At 37.6% G+C, this 15,276-nt stretch carries 15 protein-coding genes and 1 pseudogene; 8 read left to right on the plus strand and 8 right to left on the minus strand.

What is annotated here, in order from left to right:
* The first annotated feature begins 412 nt into the window (after positions 1 to 412).
* The 3 genes and pseudogenes from KHA97_RS14825 to KHA97_RS14835 all read left to right on the plus strand — a co-directional run.
* On the plus strand, positions 413 to 1,237 hold the full coding sequence (locus KHA97_RS14825) for a hypothetical protein (RefSeq protein ID WP_213125477.1): 825 nt from the start codon (positions 413 to 415) through the stop codon (positions 1,235 to 1,237).
* A 361-nt stretch (positions 1,238 to 1,598) separates the two neighbouring features.
* On the plus strand, positions 1,599 to 3,233 hold the full coding sequence (locus tag KHA97_RS14830) for a copper amine oxidase (protein ID WP_213125478.1): 1,635 nt from the start codon (positions 1,599 to 1,601) through the stop codon (positions 3,231 to 3,233).
* A gap of 169 nt (positions 3,234 to 3,402) precedes the next feature.
* Positions 3,403 to 3,609: pseudogene (locus KHA97_RS14835) on the plus strand (FCD domain-containing protein); the annotation flags it as partial.
* Positions 3,610 to 3,692: 83 nt separating this feature from the next.
* Here KHA97_RS14835 and KHA97_RS14840 read toward each other — a convergent pair.
* From KHA97_RS14840 to KHA97_RS14855, 4 genes are read right to left on the minus strand one after another with little or no spacing between them, the layout of a single operon-like run.
* Positions 3,693 to 4,292, minus strand: coding sequence for an NADPH-dependent FMN reductase (locus tag KHA97_RS14840; RefSeq protein WP_213125479.1), 600 nt, complete (start codon positions 4,290 to 4,292; stop codon positions 3,693 to 3,695).
* A gap of 21 nt (positions 4,293 to 4,313) precedes the next feature.
* The gene (locus tag KHA97_RS14845) at positions 4,314 to 5,375 is read right to left on the minus strand and encodes an LLM class flavin-dependent oxidoreductase (protein WP_233713492.1); all 1,062 of its coding nucleotides are present in this window, start codon (positions 5,373 to 5,375) and stop codon (positions 4,314 to 4,316) included.
* Positions 5,376 to 5,391: 16 nt separating this feature from the next.
* Positions 5,392 to 6,243 carry a VOC family protein gene (locus KHA97_RS14850; protein WP_213125480.1) on the minus strand — a complete coding sequence of 284 codons (852 nt, stop codon included), beginning with the start codon at positions 6,241 to 6,243 and terminating at the stop codon, positions 5,392 to 5,394.
* A gap of 24 nt (positions 6,244 to 6,267) precedes the next feature.
* Positions 6,268 to 6,663: a DoxX family protein gene (locus tag KHA97_RS14855; RefSeq protein WP_213125481.1), complete on the minus strand. Its 396-nt coding sequence runs from the start codon at positions 6,661 to 6,663 to the stop codon at positions 6,268 to 6,270.
* A gap of 143 nt (positions 6,664 to 6,806) precedes the next feature.
* Here KHA97_RS14855 and KHA97_RS14860 point away from each other — a divergent pair, with 143 nt between their 5' ends.
* On the plus strand, positions 6,807 to 7,163 hold the full coding sequence (locus KHA97_RS14860; RefSeq protein WP_213125482.1) for a winged helix-turn-helix transcriptional regulator: 357 nt from the start codon (positions 6,807 to 6,809) through the stop codon (positions 7,161 to 7,163).
* 545 nt (positions 7,164 to 7,708) lie between these two features.
* Positions 7,709 to 8,890 (plus strand): NupC/NupG family nucleoside CNT transporter, encoded by a 1,182-nt coding sequence (locus KHA97_RS14865; protein WP_213125483.1) that lies wholly within the window; start codon positions 7,709 to 7,711, stop codon positions 8,888 to 8,890.
* Positions 8,891 to 9,019: 129 nt separating this feature from the next.
* Here the strand turns inward: KHA97_RS14865 and KHA97_RS14870 are convergent, their stop codons facing one another.
* Both KHA97_RS14870 and KHA97_RS14875 read right to left on the minus strand, forming a co-directional pair.
* Positions 9,020 to 9,868: an MBL fold metallo-hydrolase gene (locus KHA97_RS14870; RefSeq protein WP_213125484.1), complete on the minus strand. Its 849-nt coding sequence runs from the start codon at positions 9,866 to 9,868 to the stop codon at positions 9,020 to 9,022.
* A gap of 410 nt (positions 9,869 to 10,278) precedes the next feature.
* On the minus strand, positions 10,279 to 10,848 hold the full coding sequence (locus tag KHA97_RS14875; RefSeq protein ID WP_213125485.1) for a TetR/AcrR family transcriptional regulator: 570 nt from the start codon (positions 10,846 to 10,848) through the stop codon (positions 10,279 to 10,281).
* Between the two features lie 176 nt (positions 10,849 to 11,024).
* Here KHA97_RS14875 and KHA97_RS14880 point away from each other — a divergent pair, with 176 nt between their 5' ends.
* The 3 genes from KHA97_RS14880 (at position 11,025) to KHA97_RS14890 (ending at position 13,067) form a co-directional block, all read left to right on the plus strand.
* Positions 11,025 to 11,585: an NADPH-dependent FMN reductase gene (locus KHA97_RS14880; RefSeq protein ID WP_213125486.1), complete on the plus strand. Its 561-nt coding sequence runs from the start codon at positions 11,025 to 11,027 to the stop codon at positions 11,583 to 11,585.
* Positions 11,586 to 11,621: 36 nt separating this feature from the next.
* The gene (locus KHA97_RS14885) at positions 11,622 to 12,554 is read left to right on the plus strand and encodes a DsbA family protein (protein WP_213125487.1); all 933 of its coding nucleotides are present in this window, start codon (positions 11,622 to 11,624) and stop codon (positions 12,552 to 12,554) included.
* Between the two features lie 207 nt (positions 12,555 to 12,761).
* Positions 12,762 to 13,067, plus strand: a complete 306-nt coding sequence (locus tag KHA97_RS14890; RefSeq protein WP_213125488.1) for a monooxygenase — start codon at positions 12,762 to 12,764, stop codon at positions 13,065 to 13,067.
* 93 nt (positions 13,068 to 13,160) lie between these two features.
* On the opposite strand, the gene KHA97_RS14895 is transcribed toward KHA97_RS14890, so the two are convergent.
* Together KHA97_RS14895 and KHA97_RS14900 are read right to left on the minus strand one after the other, a co-directional pair.
* Positions 13,161 to 13,760 carry a hypothetical protein gene (locus KHA97_RS14895; RefSeq protein WP_213125489.1) on the minus strand — a complete coding sequence of 200 codons (600 nt, stop codon included), beginning with the start codon at positions 13,758 to 13,760 and terminating at the stop codon, positions 13,161 to 13,163.
* 14 nt (positions 13,761 to 13,774) lie between these two features.
* Positions 13,775 to 14,959, minus strand: coding sequence for a ParM/StbA family protein (locus tag KHA97_RS14900; RefSeq protein ID WP_213125490.1), 1,185 nt, complete (start codon positions 14,957 to 14,959; stop codon positions 13,775 to 13,777).
* Positions 14,960 to 15,276 lie beyond the last annotated feature (317 nt).

Raw genomic sequence — 15,276 nt, forward strand, 5'->3', positions numbered from 1 at the left:
TAATTACAAATTTGCCTTCATCCACGGCATTTTAATAAGAAAACCTGATACTTTTCAAAAAACGGCCTCTATTTGTGATACGGTCCACGCGCTGCCCACTAACTGCGATCATTCGTGTAAATTAATTCTAAATCAAGTTGAATTCCTCATATAGTAAAAATATATTGAATGCCGTTGCTTAATGAAGCTGGTTTCCAACTCGTGACAAAATTCTTCTCTGCCTACCAATTCGGTGGTTGGGCTGCCGAGTTTAAACCTACCTCCAGTGAATAAACTCCATAACAACAATTCCTTCTTAACGAAGCCTCATATACCCGCAATTTTATATTATAAGTTGAGTTATCAGTTATAAAAAACAAGCCATTTTCATACATTGTGCTTGTAATACTACATTTTGAAGGAGTGATTTTAAATGGAGGAAGTTTCACCCAAACGCCCTAATAAACGTTGGAAATCAATTTTATTTATTGTTTTCGGTTCATTATTTGCGCTTGGCGGATTAATCATACTTGAATCATTACAAGAAGGATTAATGCCATGGGTTACGATTGGATGTCCAGGTTGTGCTTCGGATTCTGCATATAACTTAGAGAATTATCGCTGGTTTGGTGCGGAACATGGAGCTCTTGTGGGCATACTGTTTAGCGGCAGCTTGATTACTTTGCTTTGGAAATCATGGATGAAACCTCTATTGCTGCAGTTTTATATCTTAGGTCATATTATTTTCATCGGAGCCTTTTTTTTAATTGGAACTGAAAATCCAGACGCAGCACCCTTTCTTGAACTTATTTTTTTAGTCCCTCTTCTAATACTGGCATTAACTTACCCCGGAACAAATGTATGGAAAAATATATTTAAAAAAGCCGACTATCATCGTCCATTACTCCTTCTAACTGTAATTGCCTTTATTTTAATGGCCCCTACAACTTGGAATCAGCTTCATTCCCAACTTAATGTAGTCAGTGAATTTGCACAGTTTAATAGATGGGCTGAAAGTGTTCAGCTTTTCTTAATTATGATTCTGGCCAGCGTGTTAGCTTCAACCCGAAAACCGGGATGGAAAGAACTAACTTTCCTTATAGGGTTAGCATATCTTTATTTGGGGGCAGCAGCCATTACAGTGCCGGATCAGGAGGGCAGCTGGGGAATTTATGGCGGCATTTTATCTATTTTAGGAGGAATTGGTTATATCGGTATTGCTACAAATAAATTTGAGCGCAAAGGGAGAACATCATAACAATTAGCAAAATTTCCTCTTTGATTCCCCGTATTTTTAGAAAAAATTTCTTTAATTAAGCAAATTCCTTGATATAAGGAATTCGCTTTTTTGTTTCTGTATCATTAATTTATATACCAGCTAGTATAGTGAAACGGTCTTTTTTTATTTTAGATTTTTATTGTGATTTATCTAGAAATCAAGTACCGATTTTATTAATTTCTCAATAGACAGATGGAAGCTACGTTTCTTAGCTTCTTTTTTTGCATGTGGATTGAGGAAAAGCTTTTAAAATAGGTAAACAAACGGTTTCTTCTCACATCTTATTAACATATGATGCTAGAAGAGTTGTAATAAAAAAGTATAATTGGAGAGTGATTCAATGGGATTAAGTCGAGAACCTATTATAGAAGTAGATTCATTTGGTCTGGACCAAGAAACAATAAAAAAATTAAAAAGCATCTGTAGCAATCATCCTTCTATCCAATCATATTTACAGGGAACCAGGCATCTGTTGCTTTCGTTGGAATTACTTCATCCTGAGGATATTCCCGGAAACCAATTAATAAACAGCCCAAAAAATTCCCAACCTAGACACCCCAGTGATTTTCTAGCCACATACTATGACTACACCAACAATCGAACAGTAATAGCTACTGGACCGATTAATAATCCAGAAAACCTCAAAGCCTCTCAATTAGATATTCAGCCATTGCCAAGTACTGAGGAATTCGAGTTAGCGGTAAATATTGTTCGAGATCATCCTGAGCTTGGCAACTTCATTCAAGAAAATCTTGTACGTCCCTACAGAGCAATGCCAGCGATCATCGATACAGAGGTTCGAAACGGATGTATTGAAAGGACCCTTGCGGTTGGACTTCTTCCTGTTGAGGAGGATCAAGAAGTTAACAGAGAGCTATTACATCAGATTGTCGGAGTTAATATGATTAGACGTGAAGCAATTATATATGAAACGGGTGCACCGCCATCTTCTACAGCAAGTGTTCACATTTGTCAACCACCGCCTGATGCGCATCAACCTACAGTAAGAAGAGGAACTGCCGGACAAGCTCAAATTAGAGTGTCGAAAGGTGGTAAGGAGATTTGGAGCTTCCTCGCAGTGAGACCAGCTGCTTCTTCAGGTATAGTTGGTTCAGGGATCGAACTTCGAGATGTATTTTATCGAGGTAAAAAAGTATTATCCCGTGCTCATGTACCAATCCTGAATGTCCGTTACGTGAATGATGTTTGTGGTCCTTACCGTGATTGGCAGTGGCAGGAAGGAAGGATCGAAGCAATTGGAACAGATATTGCACCCGGATTTCGTATGTGCTCCACCCCTGCACGAACCATTCTTGATAATGGTACGGATACCGGTAACTTTCTTGGTGTAGGGATTTATACTAAAGGGGAAGAAATGGTATTGGTAAGTGAAATGGAAGCCGGCTGGTATCGATATATCAGTGAATGGCGTTTCCACAACGATGGTACTATTCGGCCACGTTTTGGCTTTAGTGCAGTAGCCAATTCTTGTACATGCAACCCTCATATTCACCACGCATATTGGAGATTTGATTTTGATATTCGAGAAGCTGATAATAACTTTATACAAGAGATTAACGACCAGATTAGTACTGGAACTTCAAACTTTCGAACGATTAATTATGAAATCAAAAGAACGCGTGACAATTTTCATAATAGAAAATGGCTAGTTTCAAACAAACTAACAGGTGAAGGATATTATTTGATCCCTGGTAAGAACGATGGTAAAGCAGATAGTTTTGGGGTTGGAGATGTATGGCTTCTTCGCTACCATAATAATGAATTAGACGATGGACAGGGTTTTACTACAAATATAAATAAAGCTAGAGCTAATATAGACAAATTCGTAAATAGTGAGAATATTAATGGGAAAGATATAGTAGTTTGGTACTCTGCACATTTCATACATGATGAATCAAGTGGAGAAGAAGTTCCGCACATACTTGGACCAGAACTAAAACCTCGAAACTGGTAGTGTTCATTAATAATCTGATAGAAAAATAGTAAAAAAGAGACAGTTAGCTACAACTGCCTCTTTTTTTAATTAGATTGAACTTGCTTCGTTAATCCTATAATGAGGGATAACTAATTAAGAAAAATTGGAAACCTAAACTTTGAAAGAGTTTAGCCCTTTTAGGTATTTCATTGACCGCATGAAGTCCATTATCTATCTTTTTCGCAAGACTGTAGTGCTACACCAACGCCCTCGTCTAATTGAAGAACATGAAGAGATTTATGAAGCTATTAAAGCAAGAGATGGTCAGGCAGCTAAACAGCTGATGGAAAATCATCTTCAAGCAGATTTGGATTTTTGCTTGCACATTTTAAGCAGTACAAATTACAAATCATAAGAATGGATTTCTGATTCAGCCATACATTTTTATGAATTATAAAAGTAGGGCACCCACTTACGTGGATGCCCGTTATATATTTCTTATCGTAGTGTTTTTAATACGCTGCTCCAAGCAACAACTTCTTCCAACATCGCATTTACATTATCGAGATGTATCTCTTGTGGTTTAAACTCCGATCCATTTTCAAAATCGGTAAATAGACTTAAAGTTGGATGCGTGCGAACATCTGCAACTTTCTGTTCTGCAAGAATACCTCGTAAATGTTCAGCTGCACGAGCACCGCCAGTAGAACCATAACTTACGATACCAGCTGCTTTGTCGTACCAAACTTCACGGGCGAAATCGATGGCGTTTTTTAACACACCAGTAATACTGTGATTGTATTCTTGAACAATGAATACAAACCCATCAAGGCTTGCCAGTTTCGCATTCCAAGCAGCAATACCTGGCTCCGTTCCATCTGTTGTTCCTAAAAACGGAAGATTAAAGTCAGCAATGTCTACTATTTCATAATTTGCATCTCCGCGTTTGTCAGCAATTCCTTTTACCCATTCTCCTACTTGTGGGCTGACACGTCCTTGACGAGTGCTTCCTAAGATAATTCCAATGTTTAATTTTTCATTTGTCATTGTTTCTTCTTCATTGGTTTGTTTACCAAATAGTTTTTCTAATAAACCCATACCTATCATCCCTATAAAAAGTTATTTACCTGTTTCTCTTTTAACGATTGGAGCAATTTCCGTTGCTAACAATTCGATGCCTTTTGCTACATTTTCAAACGGTTGTCCACCTATATCTAACTGGGCCAAGAAACGTTGGTGCCCAAAGAGTTCGTATTGCTTAAGGATCTTTTCGATGACTTGCTGTGGACTTCCTACGAACAAAGCAGTATCTGGACTAGCCATTTGTTCAAAATCGGTCCTTGACATCCTTGTCCCCATTCCACGCTGACGGTTCACATATTCCCAGTAATTGGAGTAATAAGGATAAAACTCGTCTTTTGCTTTTTGAGTTGTCTTAGCTAGATAAGAATGGCCTGTTACACCAACCTTGAATGTTTCTGGTGCATGTCCAGCTTCTATTCCAGCTTGTCGATAAAGATCGACAAGTGGCTTAAAACGTCTTGGATTACCACCTAAGATAGCTAAAGCCATTCCCACCCCGAATCTTCCAGCACGAACGGCACTCTCAGGTGTACCCCCTACTCCAATCCAAATAGGTAACTTTTCTTGTACAGGTCTTGGGGCAATTTCAGCATTCCTTAAAGAAGAACGGAACTTCCCCGACCATGTGACGGACTCATTTTGGGTCAGTTGTAATAGAAGTTCCATATGTTCTTCAAACAAATCATCATAATCGTTTGTACTATAACCGAAAAGAGGAAATGATTCTATAAATGCCCCTCTACCAGCCAGTATTTCGGCGCGACCATCCGAAAGTAAATCCAATGTAGCAAAATCTTCAAATAGGCGAACAGGGTCAAGTGTACTTAAAACACTCGTTGTACTTGTTAATCTTATTTGTTTTGTTACTTGTGCAATAGCAGCCAATATAACCGCAGGAGAAGAAGAAGCATAATCCAGACGATGATGTTCTCCTACTCCAAATACATCTAATCCTGCCTCATCAGCTAATTTTGCAGCTTGAATGATTTCTTTTACTCTTTCCTTAGCCGTTATCGTCTTTCCTGTCAGAGGGTTCGGACCAATATCGGCAAGTGTGTAAATACCAATTTCAATACCAGTACTTTTTTTAGCAACCAATCCGATACCTCCCACTTTATATTGTTAGCTCAATACGATTTCCAGAAGGATCAAAGGTGACAAAATGGTTATCTTCTTCTAATACCTCCGCACCAATTTGCTTCAAATTCGTTACTACTTGTTTACGCGCTCCTTCATTATCAAAAACGAGCGTATACGATTCTAGACCTACACTATTTTTGGCAGGAGCTTTTGCCCCTACGCCATTCCATGTATTGACCCCTACATGATGGTGATATTTTCCGTAGGAAAGGAATAAGGCCTGCTCTCCAAAGCGATTAACTACGTCCATTCCCAGTCCTTTTACATAAAATTCTTCTGTCTTCTGTAGTTCTGACACGTGTAAATGAATATGACCCATTACTGTTTCAGCAGGCATTCTTTTCCAAGGCGTATCTGGTGTAGCATGCTTTAGCAAACTTTCAAAATCTAATGGATCAACGGCCATATCCACTTCATCGACGTTCCAATTCCATTCAGAAGGAGTACGATCACGATAAATTTCAATCTCATTTCCATCCGGATCTTTTAGGTACAATGCTTCACTAACAAGATGATCAGATGACCCAAAGCGAATTCCTTTATTCACTAAATGAACTACAATATTGGCTAAAGTCGATTGATCCGGTAATAAAATTGCAAAATGATATAAACCAGTAGTTCTTCCCTGTTTTGGTATAACATCTTCAGGTTGTTCCAGTGATAAGATACTTGTTTTCCCATCAGTTGTTAGTTTTACTGTTGAAGAGGTTTGTTCTAAAATATCGAATCCCAGGACATCTTGATAAAATTTTATTGAACGTTGTAAATTTTCTACTTTAATTCTGACATGCCCAACAAATGTGGTAGGCTTGTTGTGGAATCCCATCTTAACCCTCCTAGAGTTCATTTTTTATGATTGAAACAACTTTTGATCCAATGATAATTTTGACTTCTCAGCAAAAAGGAAATAAATTGATCCGGCTAGTAAAAGAAGGTCGAGTTCATATCCTGCCATTTGTCCATTGCCAAGAAAACCAACTGAAAGTTTTGCAGTAAAAATAGCCCCTATCATAATTAGTGCAAATAAAAAGGAAACAATTCGTGTTCCAAGCCCTAGAATTAATGCAATACCCCCCACTAACTCAACTAACGCAATAACATATGCCATAAATCCAGGAATTCCTAAACTATCAAAAAAGCCAACTGTATTTGAAATTCCACCTTGGAACTTTGATACCCCATGAATCAAGAACGTAAGTCCTACTATCGCTCTTAATATAAGTTTCCCAATTTCGTTTTTATTCATTTTATCCATTCTCCTTTTTTAATTAGGTTACTTTACGTAAGTAAGTATATTTATATAATTATATAATGTCAAGTAACTAAATTTTAATTTGTAATTTACTTTCTATTTTATGGTACAATACAGATTAGAAAGGTGGATAAAAAATGAAACAACCTACTATATGCCCAAGATTTGAAAAGGCAGTCTCGTTATTGAGCCAGAGATGGACAGCTTTAGTTATATATCAATTATTATTGGGACCCCAAAGATTTAATGAAATTCAATCTTCTATTGGTATAAGTGGAAAGGTTTTATCAGATCGTTTAAAGGAATTAGAGTACCAAGAGGTGGTAAAGCGTGAAGTTATACCTGAAACTCCAGTCATCATTGAGTATTCTTTAACAGAAAAAGGACATTCAATGGAACCGATTTTAAGAGCAATTGAGAACTGGTCTCAACTTTGGGTTAACGAGGAATTAGATTCACCTAAAAATCAGAGGGAATGTTATGAAGATCATTAAAAATCAAAAAGAGACATTAACATAGTATTCCTTTTTGGAGTCGCTATGCTAATGTCTTATTCTTTTTGTTGAAGGATTGATTGATGGAAAAGGTAAGCAGTTGGGTTATTTTGAAATTTGTGTAGATCATATCAAAAAAATAATATTTATTACCAAAAAGGCGAGGATATATATATTGTTTTGAAAGCTCTTAATTAGATTCATAAAACCTCATTACTTATGTTAGGTTCACCATACCCGTTTAATCCGCAGTTCTTCTCCTTTTATTTCCTGATTTTCCCACCCTGAAATTACTCTCTAATCCTGTTTCTTCCTATTTAGCAATTCTTTCAATTTACATCTTATTATCACCAATCCTTAGCAAAGCTTCTTGATATGATTGGATAAACTACACAATAGATATTGTTTTATTTAAATATGTTCGGTTCTTTTTTAAACAATGTGGACAAAATATCGATTACAATCACCATACTAAGGGTAATTTTACTAGTGGTGACTATACTAGAAGCGTGTACATCATGTTTAATATCATCAGGAGGTAACAAATGCATTACGGTATCTCAATTTTAGGTATTCTAGTTGTATTGTTTTTGGCTTGGGTGGCAAGTAACAATCGAAAAAAGGTAAAATTTATACCAATTATCACGATGATTGTCATTCAAATTATTCTAGCCGTTTTTCTGTTAAATACAGAATTTGGCTTAATCATCATCAAGGGAATAGCTAATTTTTTTAGCACACTGCTCGAATATGCAAACGAAGGGGTTTCCTTTGTGTTTGGCGGCATGGCGAACAAGGGAGAGACTCCATTCTTTTTAAATGTATTACTGCCAATTGTATTTATTTCTGTATTAATTGGAATTCTTCAGCATCTGAAAATCCTGCCTTTCTTCATGAAGGGAATTGGATGGGTATTAAGTAAAGTGAATAGGATGGGTAAGCTTGAATCATATAATGCAGTTGCTTCGCTAATGGTCGGACAATCAGAGGTTTTCATCACGTTAAAAAAACAGCTCGACCTGCTTTCGAAACAGCGTTTGTATACTCTATGCGCTTCGGCGATGTCTACTGTATCGATGTCCATAGTTGGTGCTTATATGACGATGCTGGAGCCAAAATACGTTGTCACAGCTTTAGTTTTAAATTTATTTGGCGGTTTTATCATTGCTTCTATTATTAATCCGTACGAGATAAATCCAAATGAAGATATATTGGAAATACAACATCTTGAAAAGCAATCCTTTTTTGAAATGCTCGGGGAGTATATCCTTGATGGTTTTAAGGTTGCTATTATTGTCGGTGCCATGCTGATTGGGTTTATTGCTTTAGTAGCGGCATTCAATCATGTGTTTGAGCTTTTGTTTAACATTTCTTTTCAGCGGCTATTAGGTTATCTCTTTGCTCCAATTGCCTTCATTATGGGGATTCCTTTATCGGAGGCGGTTAGTGCCGGGGGGATTATGGCGACTAAACTGGTGACCAATGAATTTGTCGCGATGATGGATTTATCTGGAGGTAATCATCAATTTAGTGCTCGTACACTCGGGATTCTTTCTGTATTCCTGGTTTCCTTTGCCAACTTCTCATCCATCGGTATTATTACTGGGGCGGTCAAAAGTCTAAATGAAAAGCAGGGAAATGTCGTCGCGCGTTTTGGGATGAAACTGTTATATGGCGCTACACTTGTAAGCATACTTTCAGGTATCATCGTTAGTTTGGTTTTTTAAACCCAGTTTTTCACTGGGCTTTTTACATACATAAACAACAAAGAATAGTGCCTGCCACTCTCCGATTAATTCAATTAAATGCGGAAGGTGACAGGCACTAATTTCTAACCCAGCTAAACACAGGAATGATTAAAAACCATTTACAAAGTCAGCTATTGTTTCCCTTTCGTCTTCTGTTAGTTCCCTTTTAACGGACTTTTCGTATTCCTCCATTATTTTCTGTTTATCACCACCGCAAATATCTGTATATTTCGCAATGGTTCTAAGTTTGGCAACTTCCTGATTAAATTCCTCTTTTGAAATTGGCTTTTGATGCGAAGGTATATAGGTATTTGCATCAAATGATTCTAAGTCGTCTAATAGTCGAAGTGTTTCCTTAATCGTATAGTTTTCTTTTTCGGAAAAAATATCAGGATAAATACAGTCACCAAGAAAGAGAATTTTTTCTTCTTCGATATACACAATTACTGAATCTTCAGCGTGATCCCCTCCAACGTGTTGTACGATACAGGTCACCCCTCCAAGGTCGATTTCTACTCGTTTTTCAAAGGTTACATCAGGCAGGACAATCGTGATATCGCGGTGAGACATATATTCCATCTTAATTGCCTTTGCACAAAATTCAATTTCCGATCCTTCTTTCACTCGTGCATCTAATGCCTCATCTGACCATGAAAGCGGGATTAGCTTCTCCATTTCTATTTTTGTTTCTTTGGAAGCAATTGAAACTGTATTAGGTAAAGCTGAAAGACCAAAGATATGATCCCAATGCCAATGAGTAAGAACAACCATATCAGGATTTGGGACCCCCCTTTTTAAAAGTTCTTTTAAAAAATAATTTGCATGGTCTTCCGAGTTTCCTGCATCAATCATTAATGTCTTGTTATTACCAACCACCATCCCCAGAATGGGCCGGTCGGTCTCAGATATTGGAGTGATATACCAAAAACTCTTTCCTATTTTATTAATTGAATGCATAGCCGCAGCCCCCTGTCGCGTAAAATACTGTCTCTATTTATGATAGTCTTACTGTCATGTATCCAAATGAGGATTTTGTTATGTAATCTTAGAACTTACTTATTCTATGCAAAAACCTCTAAACATATAGCGAATGTTTAAAGGTTTTTACATCAACTGAATCACTTTTTCCATATTGCAAACTTCTGCTTTTACATACCTCGTTTGAGACTCCCACAGCTAAAACTGCAACGTCTACAAAAGGATTTCAAATACTTGAAGTGGCACAAATCTTTGGTTTTCTGTGCCACTTCGTATTTGACTTCACTTTGATCCCACCCATAAAGGGGCACTATCGTACCGTAGGGGTCTTTGTCGTTCGGAAAATCTGTAAGAAATGTTCTACTATACAATTATTCTTTATCATCTAGCTATTTTTCAGCAGTAACATCAACCCCGGACAAAATATGCGGAATAGCAGATTTTATAAATTCCTCATGTGATCTATTTTGGCTATTTCTTCTCCATTCTACGGAAGCTCCGTACATTCCCCATGCAAGCATGATAGCTGAAATCTTCAGCCCTTCATCTTCTTCCAATTTATATTGCCTTAACAACATTTTATAGAAAATGATCTCGAGCTGTTCCCTAATAATTCGGGCGATGGTGTCTTCGTACCCTCTATGGCAACGATTGGATAATGATGTTTGAAAGTTTGTGATGGCCTTGAAGATTTGAGTTAGTGATTTTTCGTTTATTTCGTATTCCTCGAAGCTGTTGCAATTCAAGTTGATAAACAATACTTCTGATAAAGCTTTATCCAATAAATCATAGATGTCTTCGAAGTGATAATAGAATGTGGCCCGGTTGATCATTGCCTCGGTTGTGATGTCTTTCACCGTTATATCCTTGAATTCCTTTTGACTGGAGAGCTCGATAAAAGAATCCATGATTAGTTTGCGTGTACGCAGTATTCGGGGATCTGTCTTTGTTTGAGTCATTTCCTGTCCCTCCTACTTTTTAGACAAATTCGTTAATGTGTTGTATAAGCGACAAATCCAATGGTTTATTGGTGTTGATCGTAATTAATATTCCCTACAATGTAATTGTACAGCAAATACCAAACTTCTCAAATACAAGTAGCTATAAATTAAATAGCATAATAGGAGGAAACATTATGGTTAAAATCGGCATTATCACTGGAAGTACAAGGGATTCAAGAGTAAATATTCAAGTTGCAGAATGGGTAAAATCCATTGCTGACAAAAGAGGAGATGCAGAATTTGAATTGGTAGATATTAAGGATTACAATCTGCCAAGATATAATGAGGCTATTCCGGCTATCATGACTCAGGATTATCAAACACCGGAAGCCAAAGTTTGGTCGAAAAAAATTAGTGAACTTGATGGATTTGTATTTGTCACTCCGGAATATAACAAAGGCATCACTTCCGGTTTGAAGGATGCCATTGATTATCTATACGTTGAATGGAATCACAAAGCGGCAGGAATTGTTAGCTATGGCTCATCTCTTGGCGTGACAGCAGCAAATAATTTACGTTTGATCTTAACAGTACCAAAGGTTGCAACAGTTGGAACACAGCCTGCCCTCAGCCTTTTTACTGATTTTGAAGAAATGAGTATCTTTAAGCCCGCGCCATTTCATGAAGATACCGTTCAAAAAATGTTGGATGAAGTTGTCGCTTGGTCTACTGGACTGAAAACCATAAGGGATTAATGAAGCTCGGATAACTATTTTAAAGGAGGCAAAATAATGAAGAACATAAACAACAATATGATTTGTGATTTGGAAACAGGTGTATGCGGAGTAGCTGGTGAGGAAGAAATGGAGGTCATTGATTTTAATCAGCCGCAAAAATCAATCGATGTGTATTATGTGACGGATCCGATCTGTTCTCATTGCTGGGCGATCGAACCGGTTCTCCGCCGTTTTAAAGAGCAGTATGGACAGTACTTTAATTTCCATACCGTGATGGGTGGATTGCTGGAAAAATGGGGGGACGGTCCTGTCGATCCTGCCAACGGAATAAATGGACCTGCTGATGTGGCAGGGCATTGGAGGGAAGTCGGAGAATATTCCCGCATGCCAATTGATGGCACACTTATGATTCATAATCCCGTTCAATCATCCTTCCCGCCATCCCGTGTTTTTAAAGTGATTCAAAAACATCATGGCGATGAAATAGCATATGATTATCTGCGCCGTGCGAGAGAAGCTCTTTTCGCATTCAATCAAAATATTGGTGAAAAATCAGTGATGGTAGATATCGTAAATCACCTTGGGCTTGATGGGGAAGCGATTGTAAATGAAGCCGAACAGCCAGTCGGAGAGCAATTGCTGCATGAAGATTTTGCTCTTGCCAGAAACCTTGGGGTAAGAGGTTTTCCATCCATTATCATGATCAATGAGGAAAATAAAGGCGTGAAAATAGTAGGCGGTCGTCCTTTCGACTATTATGTTGACGGACTCAAGCGTGCTTTGGATGAAGAAAATCTGATACCAAAACAGCAGCCCCCTCTTTCCAGCCTGCTCGAAAAGGAAAAGCTTTTGTTTTCAAAAGAAATTGAAGTGATGTATGATCTTGACCAGCAGGATATCAATGCTTTTGTTCAAAAAGAATTAAAGCCAGGAAGTTACGAAGTTAAAGAACTTCTAGGGGAACTTTATTTAACCATTGTTGAATAATGCTATTTTCTAAAGTTTGTTGTTTTTGAAAAAGCCCAAGAGCCGGCTTTTTCGCCTAATAAGGAAGTTTAGCGGTTCTTATTAAGCTGGTAGCTCTTTTCCCATTTTAAATATCAGTTCCAAGGACAAATCTATTATTCGTTTTAGATTTACATCTTATAGCAACAATGATTGCGAAAAGAGCCTTGAATAAAAAGGAGGATAACCATGGCATTCGTATTGCAAGTCGATTTCAAGATGGACGGGCCATTCGGAGATGAAATGGCAGAAGCGTTTTCTGATTTGGCGAAAAGCATTAAAGAAGAAGAAGGCTTCATCTGGAAAATTTGGACGGAAAATCAGGACACAAAAGAAGCAGGCGGAATTTATCTTTTCGAAACGAAAGAAACAGCTGAAAAATATATTGATATGCACTCCAAAAGGCTGGCCGGCTTCGGTATTCCAGAGGTCAATGCAAAAATCTTTGCCATCAATTCCAAACTTTCGGAGTTGACGAATGCTCCTATTAAGTAGATCGAAAAAGTACTTAGTTTTTTAAAAATGGATCAGTTTCCGTTACTATAAAGTAACGGAAACTGATCCTAAAATCACCTGATTAACAGCATACTACTTATTCATCTCAGCAAGAAAATCCCCTAATAGACTCTCTAAATCATCCTCCTCTTCATCATTTTCCTCTTCCGCACTTACTGAGTGAGAATATTTTGCACTATTCCAATCAAATGATTGTAAATCATCAACCTCATCTGTTAAATCTGGTTCTCCAACAGATTGTAAATGGTCATCATCCTTTGAAATTTCAAACGGTCGGTCTTCCATTTTTACATCCTCTTGAAGATACAAGGCCTCATCCAGATTCAAGGATTTACTATTTAACGAGGCTAGCAGAGAAGCTGTACGAACTGGGTCACTTAATAGCTGGTAAATAATACTCCCGAGCAACGCCTCAGAATGTTCATGTTTAAGCCAATTTCGTTGTGATTTACTTAATTTTTTGGGGAGAGGGACAGTAATGGTTTCCCGTTCCCTTGAAAAAGACTGACCGACTCCCTGCATCACAAACTCAGCAATTTTACTGGAAAAATTCCTTCGCTCTGTTTCCTTTAGCTTTTGTAGATGTTTTAATAAATAATCAGGTGTATCGGAGGGGACACGAAATGAAATCGCTTGGCCCCTCTTCACCTCGGTCGAGGCAGACTTTTTCATACAATCACCTTATCTTATTGTTTTACCGGTTCCTTTTGTTCCTTTGGCGCCTTTTGCTGCTTCTCTGACTTTCTCACAAAATCGGAAATGAGCTTATAATAAGCATTTGCCATCATCCAAATACTCTCTTCTTCATCTTCAAAAAATTCAATATTATAACCATCTAGGTTATTATTTAGCGTTTTTAAATATTCTTTCAGTACAATTGAGCCACCGCCAACAAAATAGCAGATTTCTGTTTGCGAGTTTTTCTGCCAGACATTACGGAGTAATCGATATTGCTTTTTGGCTAATTCAAGTAGGATGCGGTCCGTAATATCGTGGACACTTGTCCGGCTCCCTTTTACCATAATATGATTACGGTTATTCTTTCTTGTAATAATTTCAACGACATCACGGCGGCTGTCCAATTCTACTCCATGCTTAGACCTAATTTCTTCTCTTATCGCCTCTAATGATTCAGATACCCCAAGATTAAACCCTTGAGCCTTATCATCATCGACATTCCGGTTCCTTATAACCGCAATATCTGTTGACAGACCCCCAATATCTTGAATTAAGATTCTTTTATCGACTAAATCTTTATTGATGATTTTAAGATTATTATCCATTACAAGATTAATAAAGGCCGCAAAGCCTTCCGGATAGACCTTTACTTCATTAAACTTAATATTCACCTTTAATCCCTGGTATTTGGGTGTAACGAGAAATTCCACTTGATGAACGGAGCCTGTTAGTTTTGATCGATATCCCAAATCCTTGCCTTCCTTTACTTCACGAAGAGGAAGACCGGTTCCCAACGTATAGTTGGCATCAATGACATTTTTTACTTGTGGGAAATTAGATGAATTTTCCTCCCTCGCTGCATCTAATGCCAATGCTGCAAAAAGCATAACCAATGTTTGATCTTCTTCCGATTTACTGCTTCCAGGGTCCAACTCGGCTGCATTGCTACTCTTGGTTGCTAAGTGACCTACACGATAAATGACGTTATTCTCTTTCAAAGCTGGGGAGTGGACCTTTATATGAATCCCCTCTACAGGATCCTTACTATTTAATTCTTCCATCCCAATTACAGGACGGTCTTCTGTATCTATTGCGACAATGTTAGGTATATTTAATTCATGCTCTAGTTCTCCGAAAATAGCCTTTAACGAGTCATTTCCAACATCCACTGCTGCAATTCTGGGCATAGACATTCCAATCATTCCTTTTTTTATAAATTTGCTATGTACATCTGATGACTTCTATTTAAGGTTATAAGAGTTTACTAGATTCAACAATGACTCTCGCCGAAAAGAAATAAAACTGTAAACCTGTAAACACCTTGTAAACACGCCACCTTTTGTAAACATTTCTGTAAACGTTTTGCACAAATCCGTATACACATTGCCATTATAAGAAGTAAACGCATTTGTTTGCATGTATACAGATTTGTACACATCATGTTTACCTTTTGTGTACATGTATACGAGTGTTGTAAACAAAATTGATTCACTTTTACTAGGAACCAAAA

The organism is Lederbergia citri (genome assembly GCF_018343625.1).
GTDB classification, from domain to species: domain Bacteria; phylum Bacillota; class Bacilli; order Bacillales; family Bacillaceae_C; genus Lederbergia; species Lederbergia citri.

Excerpts from the sequence above, each read along its gene's own strand:
- KHA97_RS14825 (WP_213125477.1), top strand. The coding sequence starts at position 413 with ATGGAGGAAGTTTCACCCAAACGCCCTAATAAACGTTGGAAATCAATT.
- KHA97_RS14830 (WP_213125478.1), top strand. The coding sequence starts at position 1,599 with ATGGGATTAAGTCGAGAACCTATTATAGAAGTAGATTCATTTGGTCTG.
- KHA97_RS14840 (WP_213125479.1), bottom strand. The coding sequence starts at position 4,292 with ATGGGTTTATTAGAAAAACTATTTGGTAAACAAACCAATGAAGAAGAA.
- KHA97_RS14850 (WP_213125480.1), bottom strand. The coding sequence starts at position 6,243 with ATGGGATTCCACAACAAGCCTACCACATTTGTTGGGCATGTCAGAATT.
- KHA97_RS14855 (WP_213125481.1), bottom strand. The coding sequence starts at position 6,663 with ATGAATAAAAACGAAATTGGGAAACTTATATTAAGAGCGATAGTAGGA.
- KHA97_RS14860 (WP_213125482.1), top strand. The coding sequence starts at position 6,807 with ATGAAACAACCTACTATATGCCCAAGATTTGAAAAGGCAGTCTCGTTA.
- KHA97_RS14865 (WP_213125483.1), top strand. The coding sequence starts at position 7,709 with ATGCATTACGGTATCTCAATTTTAGGTATTCTAGTTGTATTGTTTTTG.
- KHA97_RS14870 (WP_213125484.1), bottom strand. The coding sequence starts at position 9,868 with ATGCATTCAATTAATAAAATAGGAAAGAGTTTTTGGTATATCACTCCA.
- KHA97_RS14875 (WP_213125485.1), bottom strand. The coding sequence starts at position 10,848 with ATGACTCAAACAAAGACAGATCCCCGAATACTGCGTACACGCAAACTA.
- KHA97_RS14880 (WP_213125486.1), top strand. The coding sequence starts at position 11,025 with ATGGTTAAAATCGGCATTATCACTGGAAGTACAAGGGATTCAAGAGTA.
- KHA97_RS14885 (WP_213125487.1), top strand. The coding sequence starts at position 11,622 with ATGAAGAACATAAACAACAATATGATTTGTGATTTGGAAACAGGTGTA.
- KHA97_RS14890 (WP_213125488.1), top strand. The coding sequence starts at position 12,762 with ATGGCATTCGTATTGCAAGTCGATTTCAAGATGGACGGGCCATTCGGA.
- KHA97_RS14895 (WP_213125489.1), bottom strand. The coding sequence starts at position 13,760 with ATGAAAAAGTCTGCCTCGACCGAGGTGAAGAGGGGCCAAGCGATTTCA.
- KHA97_RS14900 (WP_213125490.1), bottom strand. The coding sequence starts at position 14,959 with ATGTCTATGCCCAGAATTGCAGCAGTGGATGTTGGAAATGACTCGTTA.